General features: G+C 71.2%; 15 protein-coding genes. 7 read left to right on the top strand and 8 right to left on the bottom strand.

Annotated features, from left to right (window positions below):
* Nucleotides 1-79 precede the first annotated feature (79 nt).
* On the top strand, nucleotides 80-955 hold the full coding sequence (rfbA, locus tag ACIRD3_RS26210) for a glucose-1-phosphate thymidylyltransferase RfbA (RefSeq protein WP_402221160.1): 876 nt from the start codon (nucleotides 80-82) through the stop codon (nucleotides 953-955).
* Nucleotides 952-1,551 carry a dTDP-4-dehydrorhamnose 3,5-epimerase gene (gene rfbC, locus ACIRD3_RS26205; RefSeq protein WP_402221158.1) on the top strand — a complete coding sequence of 200 codons (600 nt, stop codon included), beginning with the start codon at nucleotides 952-954 and terminating at the stop codon, nucleotides 1,549-1,551. Before rfbA ends, rfbC begins: the two co-directional genes overlap by 4 nt.
* An 83-nt stretch (nucleotides 1,552-1,634) precedes the next feature.
* Here the strand turns inward: rfbC and ACIRD3_RS26200 are convergent, their stop codons facing one another.
* Nucleotides 1,635-2,072: a GtrA family protein gene (locus ACIRD3_RS26200; protein WP_402221155.1), complete on the bottom strand. Its 438-nt coding sequence runs from the start codon at nucleotides 2,070-2,072 to the stop codon at nucleotides 1,635-1,637.
* A gap of 101 nt (nucleotides 2,073-2,173) precedes the next feature.
* Here ACIRD3_RS26200 and ACIRD3_RS26195 point away from each other — a divergent pair, with 101 nt between their 5' ends.
* Entirely contained in the window at nucleotides 2,174-3,748 is a 1,575-nt protein-coding gene (locus ACIRD3_RS26195) for a DUF2142 domain-containing protein (RefSeq protein ID WP_402221152.1), read from the top strand.
* Here ACIRD3_RS26195 and ACIRD3_RS26190 read toward each other — a convergent pair.
* The 7 genes from ACIRD3_RS26190 to ACIRD3_RS26160 all read right to left on the bottom strand — a co-directional run bounded on the left by ACIRD3_RS26190 (nucleotide 3,735) and on the right by ACIRD3_RS26160 (nucleotide 10,822).
* Nucleotides 3,735-4,220, bottom strand: coding sequence for a GtrA family protein (locus ACIRD3_RS26190; RefSeq protein WP_402221149.1), 486 nt, complete (start codon nucleotides 4,218-4,220; stop codon nucleotides 3,735-3,737). The two genes, ACIRD3_RS26195 and ACIRD3_RS26190, sit on opposite strands and share 14 nt — an antisense overlap.
* The gene (locus ACIRD3_RS26185) at nucleotides 4,217-5,179 is read right to left on the bottom strand and encodes a glycosyltransferase family 2 protein (RefSeq protein ID WP_402221146.1); all 963 of its coding nucleotides are present in this window, start codon (nucleotides 5,177-5,179) and stop codon (nucleotides 4,217-4,219) included. Before ACIRD3_RS26185 ends, ACIRD3_RS26190 begins: the two co-directional genes overlap by 4 nt.
* 207 nt (nucleotides 5,180-5,386) lie before the next feature.
* Nucleotides 5,387-6,580 carry an elongation factor Tu gene (gene tuf, locus ACIRD3_RS26180; protein ID WP_402221143.1) on the bottom strand — a complete coding sequence of 398 codons (1,194 nt, stop codon included), beginning with the start codon at nucleotides 6,578-6,580 and terminating at the stop codon, nucleotides 5,387-5,389.
* Nucleotides 6,581-6,798: 218 nt separating this feature from the next.
* Complete coding sequence (gene fusA, locus ACIRD3_RS26175; RefSeq protein ID WP_402221141.1) at nucleotides 6,799-8,904, bottom strand: elongation factor G; 2,106 nt, start codon at nucleotides 8,902-8,904, stop codon at nucleotides 6,799-6,801.
* A 39-nt stretch (nucleotides 8,905-8,943) separates the two neighbouring features.
* A complete protein-coding gene (rpsG, locus tag ACIRD3_RS26170; RefSeq protein ID WP_030232420.1) occupies nucleotides 8,944-9,414 on the bottom strand; it encodes a 30S ribosomal protein S7 in 471 nt (156 codons plus the stop codon).
* A 2-nt stretch (nucleotides 9,415-9,416) separates the two neighbouring features.
* The gene (rpsL, locus tag ACIRD3_RS26165; protein ID WP_014144289.1) at nucleotides 9,417-9,788 is read right to left on the bottom strand and encodes a 30S ribosomal protein S12; all 372 of its coding nucleotides are present in this window, start codon (nucleotides 9,786-9,788) and stop codon (nucleotides 9,417-9,419) included.
* A 419-nt stretch (nucleotides 9,789-10,207) separates the two neighbouring features.
* Nucleotides 10,208-10,822: a DUF1707 and DUF4190 domain-containing protein gene (locus ACIRD3_RS26160; protein WP_402221136.1), complete on the bottom strand. Its 615-nt coding sequence runs from the start codon at nucleotides 10,820-10,822 to the stop codon at nucleotides 10,208-10,210.
* Between the two features lie 241 nt (nucleotides 10,823-11,063).
* Between ACIRD3_RS26160 and ACIRD3_RS26155 the strand changes: the two genes are divergently transcribed.
* The 4 genes from ACIRD3_RS26155 to ACIRD3_RS26140 all read left to right on the top strand — a co-directional run bounded on the left by ACIRD3_RS26155 (nucleotide 11,064) and on the right by ACIRD3_RS26140 (nucleotide 16,078).
* A complete protein-coding gene (locus ACIRD3_RS26155; protein ID WP_402221133.1) occupies nucleotides 11,064-11,885 on the top strand; it encodes an ABC transporter ATP-binding protein in 822 nt (273 codons plus the stop codon).
* Nucleotides 11,882-13,495 (top strand): transporter, encoded by a 1,614-nt coding sequence (locus ACIRD3_RS26150; RefSeq protein WP_402221130.1) that lies wholly within the window; start codon nucleotides 11,882-11,884, stop codon nucleotides 13,493-13,495. Before ACIRD3_RS26155 ends, ACIRD3_RS26150 begins: the two co-directional genes overlap by 4 nt.
* Before the next feature lie 125 nt (nucleotides 13,496-13,620).
* Nucleotides 13,621-14,916, top strand: coding sequence for a DUF2786 domain-containing protein (locus tag ACIRD3_RS26145; RefSeq protein WP_402221127.1), 1,296 nt, complete (start codon nucleotides 13,621-13,623; stop codon nucleotides 14,914-14,916).
* A gap of 49 nt (nucleotides 14,917-14,965) precedes the next feature.
* Nucleotides 14,966-16,078, top strand: a complete 1,113-nt coding sequence (locus ACIRD3_RS26140) for an ADP-ribosylglycohydrolase family protein (RefSeq protein WP_402221126.1) — start codon at nucleotides 14,966-14,968, stop codon at nucleotides 16,076-16,078.
* Nucleotides 16,079-16,087 lie beyond the last annotated feature (9 nt).

Here is a 16,087-nt window from a genome sequence, read left to right as displayed (position 1 = left end):
CGCGTAGTCTACCGTCGCCGATCGGCCCCCTCGCACGGCCCGGGACGGACCGTACACGGCCCTCACTTAAGCTGCTCGCATGCGTGGAATCCTCCTGGCCGGTGGGACCGGCTCGCGTCTGTGGCCCCTCACCCGGGCGGTCTCGAAGCAGCTGCTCCCGGTCTTCGACAAGCCGATGATCTACTACCCGCTGTCCACCCTGGTGATGGCGGGCATCAGCGAGATCCTGATCATCACGACCCCCGCCGACCGCGAGCAGTTCGAGCGCCTGCTGGGCGACGGCTCGCAGCTCGGCCTCAAGCTGCAGTACACCGTCCAGGAGAAGCCCGAGGGCATCGCCCAGGCCTTCGTGCTCGGTGCGGACTTCATCGGCGACGAGTCGGTCGCCCTCATCCTCGGCGACAACATCTTCCACGGCAGCGGCCTGGGCACCCGCCTGGCGGAGCACACCGACTCCCCCGGCGGCCGGGTCTTCGCGTACCCGGTGGCCGACCCGACGGCGTACGGCGTGGTCGAGTTCGACGAGAACGGCCAGGCGATCTCCATCGAGGAGAAGCCCGAGAAGCCCAAGTCCCGCTACGCCGTCCCCGGCCTGTACTTCTACGACAACCAGGTCGTGGAGATCGCCCGCGGCCTGGAGCCCAGCGCGCGCGGCGAGCTGGAGATCACCGCGGTCAACGACGCCTACCTGCGCAAGGGCGAGCTGAACGTCACGATCCTGGACCGCGGCACCGCCTGGCTGGACACCGGCACCTTCGTCTCGATGGTGCAGGCCTCGGAGTTCGTCCGGGTCATCGAGGAGCGCCAGGGCTTCAAGATCGGGTGCATCGAGGAGGCCGTCTGGCGGGCCGGCCTGATCGGCTCCGAGCAGCTGCGCGCGCTCGCCGAGCCGCTGCTGAAGAGCGGCTACGGACAGTACCTGCTGGCCCTGCTGGACGAGGAGGACGCCAAGTGAAGTTCCAGGAACTGGGCATCGAGGGCCTGATCGAGATCACCCCTCAGCTGCACGGCGACCCGCGCGGCCTGTTCACCGAGTGGTACCGCTTCGACCGGCTGGCCGAGGTCGTCGGCCACCCGCTGCGGCTGGCCCAGGCCAACCTCTCGGTCTCCTCGCGCGGCGTGGTCCGCGGCATCCACTTCGCCGACGTGCCGCCCGGCCAGGCCAAGTACGTCACCTGCGTGCGCGGCGCCGTGCTCGACGTCATCGTGGACCTGCGGGTCGGCTCGCCGACCTTCGGCCGCTGGGAGGGCGTGCGGCTCGACGACGTGGAGCGCCGCGCGGTCTACATCCCGGAGGGCCTCGGCCACGGCTTCTGCGCGCTGACCGACGACGCCACGCTCTCGTACCTCTGCTCCGAGACGTACAACCCGACCGGTGAGCACTCGGTCCACCCGCTCGACCCCGACCTGGGCATCGAGTGGCCGGCCGACCAGCCGCTGCTGTCGGCCCGGGACGAGGCCGCGCCCTCGCTGGCGGAGGCGGTCTCCTCCGGCCTGCTGCCGAACTACGAGACCTGCAAGGCGTTCACCGAGAGCCTGCGCACCCGGTAGCACCGGGAGCGCCGCGCGAACGCGCGAAGGCCCGGCCGGAGGGATCCGGCCGGGCCTTCGTCGTCCCGGTCACGCCGTCCCGGTCACTTGTCCTTGAAGACCCAGTACTTGTAGCCGAAGTAGTTCACGACCGAGAGGATCACCAGCGCGAGCGCACGGGCCAGCAGGTAGAACAGGCCCAGCTTCACGAAGCCGCCGACCAGCAGCACGGTGCCGACCCAGTTGCCGCCCGCCATCACCAGGTAGCGGGCGGTCTGCTTGCCGACCGGCGAGGAGCTCTCGAAGGCCCAGATCCGGTTCAGCACGAAGTTCGTGGTGAAGCCGGCCAGCACCGCGGCGAAGGTGGACGGCGCCAGCGGCAGGTCGAGCACCCCGTGCAGGAGGTACAGCAGGCCCATGTCGACCGTGGTGCTGGTGACGCCGGCGGCCAGGAACCGCACCGCGCTATGGCCCAGAAGTCCGGCGATCCGGCCCTTCACGGTGGATCCGGACACTTCCGAGGGCGATTCCAGTTGAGTCACGGGGGCATCGTAAGTGCAAGGCCGGTCGCGCACACAGCCGCCCGGGCAGGGCGAATTCGGACACCCGTTATCTTGGTCGCGTGTCCTCATACTCCCCCGCCGTGACCACTCCTCCCGCGCCCGCCGCGAGCAGATCCGGCCACGGCTCCGGCCGTTCGGGCCGCCTGCTGTTCCGGCGGACCTGGTGGACGGCGTTCATCGGGTTCTTCCTCGTCTGCGCGGGCTGGGCCCTCGCCTCGCCGTACGACGCGAGCCCGGACGAGCGGGAGCACATCGTCCGCGCCGTCGGGGTGGCCCGCGGGGAGTTCGCGCCCAAGCCGGAGGCCGCCGGCGGCGGCACCGGGGCGTTCCAGCACGTGCCGGCCTCGATCGTCCGGGACAACTGCTGGTGGTTCCACCCCGACAAGTCGGCGGCCTGTGCCAAGGCCCCCGGCGGTGACGACACGCAGGTCGAGCGGGTGGGCACCCGGGCCGGCCGGTACAACCCGGTCTACTACGCGCTGGTCGGCTGGCCGATGGCCCTGTGGCCGAACTGGCTGGGCCTGACCCTGGCGCGGCTGATCAGCTCGGCCCTGGTCGCGGCGCTGCTGGCCTCGGCCGCGCACGCCCTGGTCGCCTGGACCAGGCACCGGATCGCGGCGGCCGGGCTGCTGGTCGCGGTCACCCCGATCACCGCGCACCTGGCCGGCTCGATCAACCCCAACGGCATCGAGATCGCGGCCGGCGTGGCCCTCGTCGCGGCCCTCGTCCCGACCATGCTGGACCCGGAGCAGCCGCTGCGGCGCGCGGCCATGGTGCAGATCGGGATCGCCGGCTCGGTGCTGATGACGGTGCGCGCGCTCGGACCGCTGTGGTGCGCGGCCGTCCTCGGCATCATGCTGGTCCCGGCGACGCGGGAGCGGCTGAAGGAGCTGCGGCGCTTCCGGCCGGCCTGGTGGGCGGCCGGCACGCTGTTCGCGGCCGGCGCCGCGGGGGCGCTGTGGACCGTGGTCATGAAGGCCTCGGAGATGATGCCCGTCCAGGTACCGCCCGGCATCACGGTGTCCAACGCGATCCGGCACGAGGTGGTCATGCGCTGGCCGGACTACTTCACCGAGCTGATCGGTGTGCCGTCCTGGCTCGACGTGCGCCTGCCCGGCACCGCGTACTACCTCTGGTTCCTGGCCATCGGCTGCCTGGTGCTGCCCGCGCTCGCCTTCGGCGCGTGGAGCGACCGCTGGCGGGTGCTCGCCTTCTTCCTCGCCCCGTTCGCGGTGATCACACTCTCCGACGCGGTGGCCGCGCACAAGGTCGGCTTCGCCGGCCAGGGCCGCTACATGCTGCCGGTCGCCGTGGGCGTGCCGATCGTCGCCGCCTTCGTCCTCGGGCGTCGCGGCGTGCTCGACGGGGCCCGGTCGGCCTCGATGGTGCGGATGATCGCGCTGCTGGTGCTGCCGCTGCAGCTGGCCTTCCTGGCGTACACGATGATCCGCTGGCAGTCCGGCCTCGGCGGCTCGGTGACGTACACCCCGCTCAACCCGCTGGCCGGCACCTGGCACCCGCCGACGGGCTCGGCGACGGCGCTGCTGACCGCCGTGGCCGGCTGCGCGGTGCTCGGGTACTGGGCGTGGACGAGTACCGGCCGCCGGGCCGGGGACGCGCAGGAGCGGCCGCTCCCCGCCGTCAGCGCTTCCTGAAGACCCACAGCTTGAGGAGGACGAACCTGGCCACGGTGGCGAGGCCGTTGGCCACCACCAGCCCGGTCACCTCGACCACCCGGGACGCGTGCGGTACGGCCACGTCGAGCAGCGCGAGGACACCGCTGCTCAGGCCGAGCCCGATCAGGAACGCGACCGCGCCCTGGAGCTGGTGGCGCACCGCGCCGTCCGAGCCGGTGATGCCGAAGGTGAAGCGGCGGTTGGCCGCGGTGTTGGCCACCGCGCTGACGGCCAGTGCGACCAGGTTGGCCACCTGCGAGGAGGCGACCAGCCGCAGCAGGACGAACAGCGCCAGGTAGAAGAGGGTGCTCAGCACCCCGATGACCAGGAAGGACGGCAGCTGCCGCCGGATCGGTCGCGGCCCGGTGGAGGCCGCCCCGTGCTCGTGCCGGCCGTGGGGCCCGTCGTGCCCGTCGTGCTCGTCCCGGTCGCTGGAGAGGATCTCGTTCACTCGCCGTTACCGTACCGGTCGTGCTCCTCGGCCGAGTCGTAGCCGATGAAGTAGGCCGGCCGCGCCTGGACCGCCGAGTAGATCCGGCCGACGTACTCGCCGAGCAGTCCGACGCAGACCAGTTGGACGGCGCCGATGAACAGCATCCCTATGAACAGCGAGGACCACCCGGGCACGGTGGAGCCCAGCGCGTACGCGACCGTGGTGTAGAGCGCCAGCGCGATGCAGACCAGGAAGCTGAACAGGCCGAGCCAGGTGGCCAGTCGCAGCGGGGCCGCGGAGAAGTTGGTGACGCTGTCCAGCGCCAGCCGGACCATCTTGGACAGCGGGTAGTGGGTGCTGCCGGCGACCCGCTCCTCGCGCACGTAGACCACCTCGCCGCTGGGGAAGCCCAGCCACGGCACCAGCAGCCGGTAGACCGGCTGGTGCTCGGGCATCGCCTTCAGCGCGTCCACCGCGGCCCGGCTGAGCAGCCGGTAGTCGCCGGCCTGGTTGGGCATCCGCTGGCCGACCAGCTTGCGCATCAGCCAGTAGTAGGCCCCGGCGGTGTGCCGCTTGAAGGACGTGTCGGTGCCGCGGTCGCCGCGGACGCCGTAGACGATGTCGAGGCGCTGCTCGCGGGCGAGCTCCAGCATCTCCGGGATCTTCTCCGGCGGGTCCTGCAGGTCGGCGTCGATGGAGACCACGTAGTCGCCGAAGGCCCGGTGGATGCCGGCCGTGAGCGCGGCCTGGTGCCCGGAGTTGCGGGCGAAGCGGACGATCCGGAACTCCGGCCAGTCCTGGCGGATCTTCTGCATCAGCACCGGGGTCGCGTCGGTGCTGCCGTCGTCGACGCCGACCACCTCGTAGCTGACGTCGAGGCCGTCGAGGATCGGCCGCAGCCGCTCGACGGTCAGCGGGAGCGCCTCCTGCTCGTTGTAGATCGGCATCACGATCGACAACAGCGGTGCCGTTGACATGCGTTGGGTCCCACTTTCCGCGACGGCGGGAGCTTGTTGGTGGCCCGACCATAACAGTCGGCGATGAGCGGCCCGTGAAGGGAAGCGCGCTCCCCTGAATACCTCGTGAACCGGTGGCCGGACGAACGCCGAAGGGCCCCGCGCACCGTGCGGTGCGCGGGGCCCTTCGGACTCAGCCTGTACGGGGCAGGCAGGTCAGAGCGTCAATTACTTGACGATCTTGGTGACCTGGCCGGCGCCGACGGTGCGGCCACCCTCACGGATGGCGAACTTCAGGCCCTCCTCCATGGCGATCGGCTGGATCAGCTGAACCGACATGGCGGTGTTGTCGCCCGGCATGACCATCTCGGTGCCCTCGGGGAGGGTCACGACGCCGGTCACGTCCGTGGTACGGAAGTAGAACTGCGGGCGGTAGTTGTTGAAGAACGGGGTGTGACGGCCACCCTCGTCCTTCGACAGGATGTAGGCCTGGGCCTCGAAGTCGGTGTGCGGCGTGACCGAACCCGGCTTGATGATGACCTGGCCGCGCTCGACGTCCTCGCGCTTGATGCCACGGAGCAGCAGACCGACGTTCTCACCGGCCTGGCCCTCGTCGAGCAGCTTGCGGAACATCTCGATACCGGTGACCGTGGTGGTGGTCTTCTCGTTCTTGATGCCGATGATGTCGACGGTCTCGTTGACCTTGAGGATGCCGCGCTCGATACGACCGGTGACGACGGTGCCACGACCGGTGATCGTGAAGACGTCCTCGATCGGCATCAGGAACGGCTGGTCCACGGCGCGGGCCGGGGTGGGGATGTTCTCGTCGACGGCCTTCATCAGGCCGAGGAGCTTCTCGCCCCACTCGGCGTCGCCCTCGAGGGCCTTCAGCGCGGAGACGCGGACGACCGGCAGGTCGTCGCCCGGGAACTCGTACTCGGAGAGCAGCTCGCGGACCTCGAGCTCGACGAGCTCCAGGATCTCCTCGTCGTCCACCATGTCGGCCTTGTTCAGGGCGACGACGATGTACGGAACGCCGACCTGGCGGGCCAGGAGGACGTGCTCCTTGGTCTGCGGCATCGGGCCGTCGGTGGCGGCGACCACCAGGATGGCGCCGTCCATCTGGGCGGCACCGGTGATCATGTTCTTGATGTAGTCAGCGTGACCCGGGCAGTCGACGTGCGCGTAGTGACGGTCCTCGGTCTGGTACTCGACGTGCGCGATCGAGATGGTGATACCGCGCTGACGCTCCTCCGGGGCCTTGTCGATCTGGTCGAACGGCGTGAAGGGGTTCAGGTCCGGGTACGCGTCGTGCAGCACCTTGGTGATGGCCGCAGTCAGCGTGGTCTTGCCGTGGTCGATGTGACCGATGGTGCCGATGTTGACGTGGGGCTTCGTCCGCTCGAACTTCGCCTTCGCCACTGAGTCCTCCTGAGGACAGTTCCTGTACGCCGTGCTGACGTCAGTTGGTCTTGATCGGGCTTGGTCCGTGGTGCCGGAAGCACCTCGCACCGTCCCGCGGGTGGGGGCCGGAGGCCCCGGGAGGATCCGTGCGGATCCTCCCGGGTCGCCTCCTAATAGCCTAAGGGGTCGGAATCATCCCGAATGTCGGACTGGTTCCGAGGCCGGCAGAGCCGGACCTACTCGCCCTTGGACTTGGCGATGATCTCCTCAGCCACGGCCTTGGGGACCTCGGCGTACGAGTCGAACTGCATCGAGTAGCTGGCGCGACCAGAGGTCTTGCTGCGCAGGTCACCGACGTAGCCGAACATCTCGGAGAGGGGCACCAGCGCCGTGACGACGCGGGCACCGTGACGCTCGTCCATGGACCGGATCTGGCCACGGCGAGAGTTGATGTCGCCGATCACGTCGCCCATGTAGTCCTCGGGCGTGGTGACCTCGACGGCCATCATCGGCTCGAGAAGGACCGGCTTGGCCTTCTTCGCGCCTTCCTTGAAGGCCATCGAACCGGCGATCTTGAACGCGAGCTCGGAGGAGTCGACGTCGTGCGACTGGCCGTCGAGCAGCTTCACGCGGACACCCTGCAGCGGGTAGCCGGCGAGAACACCGAACTCCATGGCCTCCTGGCAACCGGCGTCGACCGACGGGATGTACTCCCGCGGCACGCGACCACCGGTGACCAGGTTGACGAACTCGTAGCCCTCGGCCTTCTCGAGCGGCTCGATCGCGATCTGCACCTTGGCGAACTGACCGGAACCACCGGTCTGCTTCTTGTGGGTGTAGTCGATCCGCTCGACGGCCGCACGGATGGTCTCGCGGTACGCGACCTGCGGCTTGCCGACGTTGGCCTCGACCTTGAACTCACGCTTCATGCGGTCGACCAGCACCTCGAGGTGCAGCTCGCCCATGCCCGCGATGATGGTCTGGCCGGTCTCCTCGTCCGTGTTGACCTGGAAGGACGGGTCCTCCTCGGCGAGACGCTGGATGGCGACACCCAGCTTCTCCTGGTCACCCTTGGACTTGGGCTCGATGGCGACGCGGATGACCGGGGCCGGGAAGTCCATGGACTCCAGGATGACCGGGTTCTTCTCGTCGGCCAGCGTCTCACCGGTGGTGGTCTGCTTCAGGCCCATGACGGCGACGATGTCGCCGGCGCCCACCGACTCGATCTCCTCACGCTTGTTCGCGTGCATGCGGTAGATCTTGCCGATGCGCTCCTTCTTGCCCTTCACGGCGTTCAGCACGGAGGTGCCGGACTCCAGGCGACCGGAGTAGATCCGGACGAAGGTGAGCTTGCCCAGGTGCGGGTCGGACATGATCTTGAACGCCAGCGCGGCCAGCGGCTCGTCGTCCGAGGCCTTGCGGTTGATCTTGGTGTCCGGGTCGTTCGGCTTGGTGCCCTCGATGGACTCGATGTCCAGCGGCGACGGCAGGTACTTCACGACCGCGTCGAGCAGGGGCTGAACGCCCTTGTTCTTGAAGGCGGTACCACAGAAGATCGGGGTGAAGTCCGAGTTCAGGGTGCCCTTGCGGATCGCGTCCTGCAGCAGCTCGACCGGGATCTCCTCGCCCTCCAGGGCGAGCTCCATGATCTCGTCGCTGACGTTCGAGACGGTGTCGATCAGCTGCTCGCGGTACTCGTCAGCCTGCTCCTGCAGCTCGGCCGGGATGTCGACGACGTCGTACATCTCGCCCTTGGCGGCCTCGGCGGACCAGACCAGCGCCTTCATGCGGACCAGGTCGACGACGCCCTGGAAGTCCGACTCGGCACCGATCGGCAGCTGCATGACCAGCGGGGTGGCGCCGAGGCGGTCCACGATGGTCTGCACGCAGAAGAAGAAGTTCGCGCCCGTGCGGTCCAGCTTGTTGATGAAGCAGATGCGCGGGACGCCGTAGCGGTCAGCCTGCCGCCACACGGTCTCGGACTGGGGCTCGACACCGGCGACACCGTCGAACACCGTCACGGCACCGTCGAGGACGCGCAGCGAACGCTCCACCTCGACGGTGAAGTCGACGTGACCCGGGGTGTCGATGATGTTGATGGTGTTGTCGACGCCGTCGACCGTCCAGTGACAGGTCGTCGCGGCCGACGTGATCGTGATGCCGCGCTCCTGCTCCTGCTCCATCCAGTCCATGGTGGCAGCGCCATCGTGGACCTCACCGATCTTGTACGAGACACCGGTGTAGAACAGGATCCGCTCGGTGGTGGTGGTCTTGCCCGCGTCGATGTGCGCCATGATCCCGATGTTGCGGACCTTGGCGAGGTCAAGGGAGGTTGCAGCCATGGTGGCTCGTTCTCTCTCTGTCTAGTGACGGGGTACGGACTACCAGCGGTAGTGCGCGAAGGCCTTGTTGGACTCGGCCATCTTGTGGGTGTCCTCGCGACGCTTCACGGAAGCGCCCAGACCGTTGCTGGCGTCGAGGATCTCGTTCATCAGGCGCTCGGTCATGGTCTTCTCGCGACGGGCGCGGGAGTAACCGACCATCCAGCGCAGCGCCAGGGTGCTGGCGCGGCCCGGACGGACCTCGACCGGAACCTGGTAGGTCGCGCCACCGACACGGCGGGACTTGACCTCGAGGGCCGGCTTGACGTTCTCCAGCGCGCGCTTCAGCGTCACGACCGGGTCCGAGCCGGTCTTGTCACGGACGCCCTCGAGGGCGCCGTAGACGATCCGCTCGGCGGTGGAGCGCTTGCCGTGCAGCAGGATCTTGTTGACCAGCTGGGTGACGACCGGGGAGCCGTAAACCGGGTCGATGATGACCGGGCGCTTCGGGGCGGGGCCCTTACGAGGCATTCTTACTTCTCCTTCTTGGCGCCGTAGCGGCTGCGGGCCTGCTTGCGGTTCTTGACACCCTGGGTGTCGAGCGAACCGCGGATGATCTTGTAGCGGACACCAGGAAGGTCCTTCACACGACCACCGCGCACCAGCACGATGGAGTGCTCCTGCAGGTTGTGGCCCTCGCCCGGGATGTAAGCGGTGACCTCGATCCCGCTGGTGAGGCGCACACGGGCGACCTTACGAAGCGCCGAGTTCGGCTTCTTCGGGGTGGTCGTGTACACACGCGTGCAGACCCCACGGCGCTGCGGGGAGCCCTTCAGCGCGGGAGTCTTGTTCTTCTCGACCTTGTCCTGCCGGCCCTTTCGGACCAGCTGCTGGATCGTAGGCACCGTTTCTCCGTTTTCTGTGTGCCAAGGCTTGGTGGAACTAACCTGCGGTGTCTTCCCTCACACACAACCCCGTGGTCGACCCACGCGGTCGGGTGTGTTGGGCTTGTTACGACACGGAATCCCATGAGCTGATGTACAGCGACGGCGCTCTACGCGCGGCGCGCCCGGAGGCGCTCCGGCTCGGCGCGGCGACCGGTGTGCATGCACGCACAAGGACCCGGGGACACCCCAGGCACAAGGTCAGAGCGTACCTAGCGCATGGGGCGCGGTCAAAACAAATGCAACGCCGCAGGTCGCCGCCTTCGGCCGGGCGTCACGCGGGTGTCCCGTACGTGTCCGTCCGGTGTCCGGCCGTCTTCACCCCGCTCTACCACAGTCCTCGGCCGACCGCCACCGGAGCACGCGCGGCCGGGCGGGCGTCAGGCGATGCCCAGCACGAACAGCAGGGCCCAGAAGGCGGTGCCCATGTAGCCGAGGACCAGGCCGATGACGGCCGCCCAGTCACCGTCCATGTCGCGTTCGCGGATCTGCGCCCGGGCGATGTGGCCGGTGATCACCGCGGGCAGCACCGGCAGCGCCAGGAAGCCGGACAGGCCGCAGATCAGGGAGACGACCGCCAGCGCGTTGGTGGGGCGGACCCGCGGGGGCGGCGGGACGGCCAGGAAGGTGGCCGGAACCGGCGGCGCGAGCGGGGCGGGCGCCACCATCGGGCCGGCCGGCAGGTCCGCCACCAGCGCGGCCAGCTGGCCGTAGGTCTGCGCCGCGGCCACCGCCTCGTGGCGCTGCTCGTACTCCTGGGCGGAGAGGCGGCCCTCGGCGAACGCGGCCTTCAGCACGTCCAGCGTGCGGTCGCGGTCCGCGTGGCCCGCCCGCATCGCGGCCTGCGGGGACGGGGCGGGCGCCTGCGCGGGCTGCCAGCCGACGACCGGCCGGTGGCCGTAGCCGTAGCCCTGGTGACCGGGGCCGTAGCCCTGGTTCTGGCCGGGGCCGTGCTGGTAGCCGGGACCGGGTTCGCCCCACGGTTGAACGGCCATCCGCCACCTCCCGGTACCTCGGCACCCCCGCGCGCCCTCACTGCCCCTCATAGTGCAGGACGAACGGGGGAACTGAGTAGTTGCCAAATCGGACCGGCAACCGTCGGCGGGGATCCCGGGCGGACGCCTCACCCGTTCGGCGGACACGCTCAGGGGATCCTCAACTCGGGCGACAGTCCGTTCGGGCGGTGACAGTCTGAAGGCCGAGAGTCCCGTCCCACCACGAACAGAGAAGGCCGCGATGCAGGCGTCAGCACCACCGTCCGCCGACCTCCCCGAGCCGGGCACGCCGTCCGCCGTCAGCATCCGGGGGCTGTGGAAGCACTTCGGCGCCCAGGCCGCCGTGGCCGGGCTGAGCCTGGAGCTGCCGGCGGGCTCGTTCATCGGCCTGGTCGGCCCGAACGGCGCCGGCAAGACCACCACGCTGTCGATGGCCACCGGGCTGCTGCGGCCCGACCAGGGCACCGTCCTGGTGCACGGCGCCGACGTGTGGGCCGACCCGGTCACCGTCAAGGCCCGGATCGGCATCCTGCCCGAGGGCCTGCGGATGTTCGAGCGGCTCAGCGGCCGCGAACTGCTGCAGTACACCGGGCGGCTGCGCGGCCTGCCCGGCGCCGAGGTGGACCGCCGCGCCGAGGAGCTGCTGGCCGTGCTGGACCTCGGCCGGGACGCCGACAAGCTGGTCGCCGACTACTCCACCGGCATGCGCAAGAAGATCGGCCTGGCCGCGGCGCTGCTGCACAACCCCGACGTGCTGTTCCTGGACGAGCCCTTCGAGGGCGTCGACCCGGTCTCCGCCCAGACCATCCGCGGCGTGCTCAAGCGGTACGCGGCGGCCGGCTCCACCGTGGTCTTCTCCAGCCACGTGATGGAGTTGGTCGAGCAGCTCTGCGACTGGGTCGCGGTGGTGAACGCGGGCCGGGTGATCGCCCACGGCCCGCTGGACACCGTCCGCGGCGGGCGCAGCCTGCACGAGGCCTTCCTGGAGCTGATCGGCGTCCGCGAGGACGACGGGCAGGCGCTCGGCTGGCTCGGCGGCGGGCAGGCCGGGGGCGCCCGGTGAGTACGGCCCCCGTGCCCGACGGGCGGACGGTGGTCCGCGCCCTGGTGGCGCTCAAGCTGCGGCTGCTGCGCAACGGGCTGCGGCGCAGCCCCGGCCGGACGGCCGTCTACGTGATCGGCGGCGTCGTCGGCCTGGCCTTCGCGGGTGGCATCGCCGTCGCCATGGCCGCGCTGAACGGACGGTTCGCGGGCTCCGGGGACGCCGGGGTGATGCTGCTGGGCGTGCTGACCCTGGGCTGGGCCGCGCTGCCGCTGTTCCTGTTCTCCAGCGACGAGAGTGCCGACCCGACCCGGCTGACCATGCTGCCGCTGCGGCCCGGACCGCTGCTGCGCGGTTCACTGCTGGCGGCGCTGGTCGGGCCCGGGCCGCTGATCAACCTGGTGCTGGTGACCGGCGCGGTGCTGGCCGGCGCCGGCGGCGGCGTCTCGGCCGCCGTCGCGGTGGCCGGCGTGCCGCTCGCGCTGCTCTGCCTGGTCACGCTCTCCCGGGCGGTCGCGGCCGGCAACGCCCGGATGCTCTCCAGCCGTCGCGGCAAGGACTTCGCGATCTTCGGCGGGCTGGCCTTCGCGATGCTGGTCCAGGCCGCCAACGTCGGTTCGCAGAGCGTGTTCGGCCGCCCCGGCTCCGAGATCGACCTCAGCCCGCTGAAGCCGATCGCCTCCGTGCTGCGCTGGATCCCGCCGGTCAGCGCGGCCGACGCGCCGCGCACCGCCGCCGAGGGCCGGTACGGGCTCGCGCTGCTGCAGCTCGCGGCGGCCGGCCTGCTGCTGGCCCTGCTGCTGCGCTGGTGGCGCGGCAGCCTCCAGGAGCTGATGGTCACCGCCGACTCCTCGACGCTGGAGGTGGCCCGCAGCGTGCAGCGCTCGCGCGGCTGGGGCTTCCTGCCCGCGGGCCGGGCCGGCGCGGTGATGCAGCGCCACCTGCGGTACGCCTGGCGGGAGCCGCGGGCCAAGGCCGCGCTGTTCACCAGCATCGGCATGACGGTGGTGATCTGCCTGCTGTCGATGGTCCAGGGCTGGGCGAGCGTCTACCTGCTGGCGATGACCGGCATGTTCCTCGGGCTGCAGATGCTCAACCTGTTCGGCATGGACGGCTCGGCGTTCTGGATGGTCGCCGCCACCCTGCGCACCCCGGCCGACGCGCGGGACGAGCTGCGCGGCCGCGCGTACGCGGTGCTGTCGTACGCCGTCCCGGTGACGGTGGTGCTCGGGCTGGTGCTGGCGGCCGTCACCGGCCGGTGGGGCGAGCTGCCGTCCGCGCTCGGCCTGGCCTTCGCGCTGCTCGGCTGCGGGGTGGCGCTCGGCGCGGTGTTCAGCGTGCTGGTGCCGTACACCATGCCGGCCGACAGCAACCCGATGCGCAACGCCGCCCCCGGCCAGGGCGGGCTGATCATGCTCAACTCCTTCGGTTCGATGATCGGTGTCGCGCTGCTCGCCCTGCCGGTGGGCGGCTACCTCGGCTGGGCGCTGGTCTCGGACGGGCCGAGCTGGCCGGTCCTGCTGATCGGTCCGCTCTACGGCGTCCTGATCGCCGTGCTCGGCGTGCGGTCGGCGGCCACCCGGCTGCTGGAGCGCGCCCCGGAGATCCTGGCCAAGGCCGTCGAGCGCTGATCCGAACCCGTCGGTGCGGGGCCGGGCGGCGCCGTCCCGCCGCGGACGCCCGCCCGGCCGCGCCCGTCGGCTCCGGCATCATGGGCAGGAGGAAACCGGGCCGTCGAGGAGAGCAGGGACACACCGTGGGCAAGCGCGCGCAGCAGGGCGGGGACGCCGGGCCACTGCTGGAGCAGGCCGTGCGGTCGGTGCTGACGGCTCCGGAGGAGGGGCTGGACCTCGCCCTGGACACCGGGGCGTCACTGCTGGCCGCGGCACCCGGGCAGTGGCCGGCGGTCAGCCGGGCGCTGCTGGGGTACGCGGACACCGTCGTCGGCCGCTGCTGGTCCGCCGGGTGGCGCCCGGCCGACCTGGTGCGGGTGGTGCGGCGCGGGCTGAAGCCCGTCCACCTGGCCCTCGCGGTGGACCTGATCGCCGCGGAGGACCGCCGTCACCCGTCGGCGGCGCTCGACCGGCGCTGGCGGGAGCAGCTGCGCGAGCTGGAGACCGAGGTCTGGTGGCCCGGTGACGAGCAGTACCTTGGCGCCTTCGCCCAGCGGCACCGGCTGGACCGCTTCGCGCTCGCGACCGCCGTCCTGGAGCTGCTGCGCACCTGGGGCCGGCTGCCGCCGATCGCCCCGGTCGGCCCGGCCCCCGGGCAGTCGGTGCCGCCCCGGTCCGGGTCGCAGCCCGGGTCGCAGCGGCCCGGCCCGGTGACCGGGGAGCCGAGGATGCTGGCCCGGATCCGGGCGCTGCTCGCCAAGGCCGAGTCCACCGAGTACCCCGAGGAGGCCGAGGCGCTGACCGCCAAGGCCCAGCAGCTGATGGCCCAGCACAGCATCGACGAGGCGCTGCTGGCCGCCGCCGGCGCCGACCGGGACGCCCCCGGGGCACTGCGGATCGGGGTGGACAACCCGTACGAGGGCCCCAAGACGATGCTGCTGGACGCGGTCGCGGCGGCCAACCGGTGCCGGGTGGTGTGGGCCAAGGAGTTCGGCTTCTGCACGGTGGTCGGCTTCGACGGCGACCTGGACGGTGTCGAGCTGCTCTACACCTCGCTGCTGGTGCAGGCCACCCACGCGCTCAACAAGGCGGGCTCCGGCCGGGATTCGCGCAGCAAGGCGTTCCGGCAGTCCTTCCTGGTCGCGTACGCGGCGCGGATCCGCGAGCGGCTGACCACCGCCACCGAGCGCACCACCAGCGCCGCCGCGGCCGGCCGGCACCTGCGCGAGGACGGCACCGAGGAGCAGCTGCTGCCGGACGAGCGGCTGCTGCCCGCGCTCGCCGCCCGCTCGGAGGCGGTGGACGAGGAGGTCGGCCGGCTGTTCCCGAAGCTGGTCTCGCAGCGGGTGCGGGTCAGCGACGGCGAGGGCTGGGCGGCCGGGCGCGCCGCCGCCGACCGGGCCGCGCTGCACGGACGCGCCGGGGAGATCCGCAGGTAGCGCCCGACCTGATAGAACGTACTCCGCCACGAACCAAGGGGGATTCGACGTGACGGAGCCGGCGGCCGAGTCGGGGTACCGGGACCGGGTGCGCGGAGCGCTGCTCGGCGGAGCGATCGGCGACGCGCTGGGCTGGCCGGTGGAGTTCCAGCAGCTCCACCAGATCCAGGACCGGCACGGCCCGGCGGGCGTGACCGCGCTGCCGGCCGGCCCCGGGCCGGTCGAGGTCACCGACGACACCCAGATGACGCTGTTCACCGCCGAGGGCCTGATCCGCGGTTTCGTCCGCGGCTGGACGGGCGGTGGCGGTTCGGTGCCGGAGGCCGTCCACGGCGCCTACCGGCGCTGGCTGCTGACCCAGTACCAGCCCGCCCCGGACGCCGAGCCGCAGCCCCGCCCGTACGACGGCTGGCTGCTGCGGCAGCCCTTCCTGTACGCGCGGCGGGCGCCGGGCAACGCCTGCCTGAGCGGGGTGTCCGAGCACCCGGTCTTCGAGGCGCCGTCCGTGATCGGGCGACCGGGGCCGATCAACCCCGGGTCCAAGGGCTGCGGCACGGTGATGCGCTCGGCGCCGTTCGGGCTGGCCCGGCTCGGCGTCGAGCAGGCCTTCGGGCTGGCCGTGCAGTGCGCCCAGCTCACCCACGGGCACCCGACCGGCTACCTCGCGGCGGGCGCCTTCGCGGCGCTGGTCGAGCGGCTGGTGAACGGGACGGAGCCGTGGGCGGCGGTCGGCGAGACGGTGGAGCAGATCCGCGAGCTGCCGGCCTCCAAGGAGACCGTGCAGGCGCTGGCGCGGGCGGTGCGGCTGGCCCAGGAGTCCGAGCCCTCGGCGGAGACCGTGGAGCGGGTCGGGCTCGGCTGGACCGCCGAGGAGTGCCTGGCCATCGCGGTGCACTCGCTGCTGGCGGCCACCCTCGACCCCGACCCGGTGCGCACCGCGCTGCTGCTGTCGGTGAACCACTCCGGGGACAGCGACTCGACCGGCGCGGTCTGCGGCAACCTGGTCGGGGCCGCGTACGGCGCCTCGGCGCTGCCCGCCGAGTGGGCCGGGGCGGTCGAGGGACGGGCCGAACTGCGGCAGGTCGCGGACGACCTGCTGGTGCTGTTCGGCAGCCGCGACCCGCTCCACCCCGGGCTCGGCGAGCGCTACCCGGCCTGGTGAGCCGCCCCG

Source organism: Kitasatospora sp. NPDC093550, from assembly GCF_044764985.1.
Lineage (GTDB): Bacteria > Actinomycetota > Actinomycetes > Streptomycetales > Streptomycetaceae > Kitasatospora.
Note: the sequence above shows the minus strand (reverse complement) of the source record. Positions and strands in the feature narration are given on the sequence as shown.

Coding starts and splice junctions, on each gene's coding strand:
- rfbA (WP_402221160.1), top strand. CDS start 80: ATGCGTGGAATCCTCCTGGCCGGTGGGACCGGCTCGCGTCTGTGGCCC.
- ACIRD3_RS26185 (WP_402221146.1), bottom strand. CDS start 5,179: ATGTCAACGGCACCGCTGTTGTCGATCGTGATGCCGATCTACAACGAG.
- fusA (WP_402221141.1), bottom strand. CDS start 8,904: ATGGCTGCAACCTCCCTTGACCTCGCCAAGGTCCGCAACATCGGGATC.
- rpsG (WP_030232420.1), bottom strand. CDS start 9,414: ATGCCTCGTAAGGGCCCCGCCCCGAAGCGCCCGGTCATCATCGACCCG.
- ACIRD3_RS26155 (WP_402221133.1), top strand. CDS start 11,064: ATGCAGGCGTCAGCACCACCGTCCGCCGACCTCCCCGAGCCGGGCACG.
- ACIRD3_RS26160 (WP_402221136.1), bottom strand. CDS start 10,822: ATGGCCGTTCAACCGTGGGGCGAACCCGGTCCCGGCTACCAGCACGGC.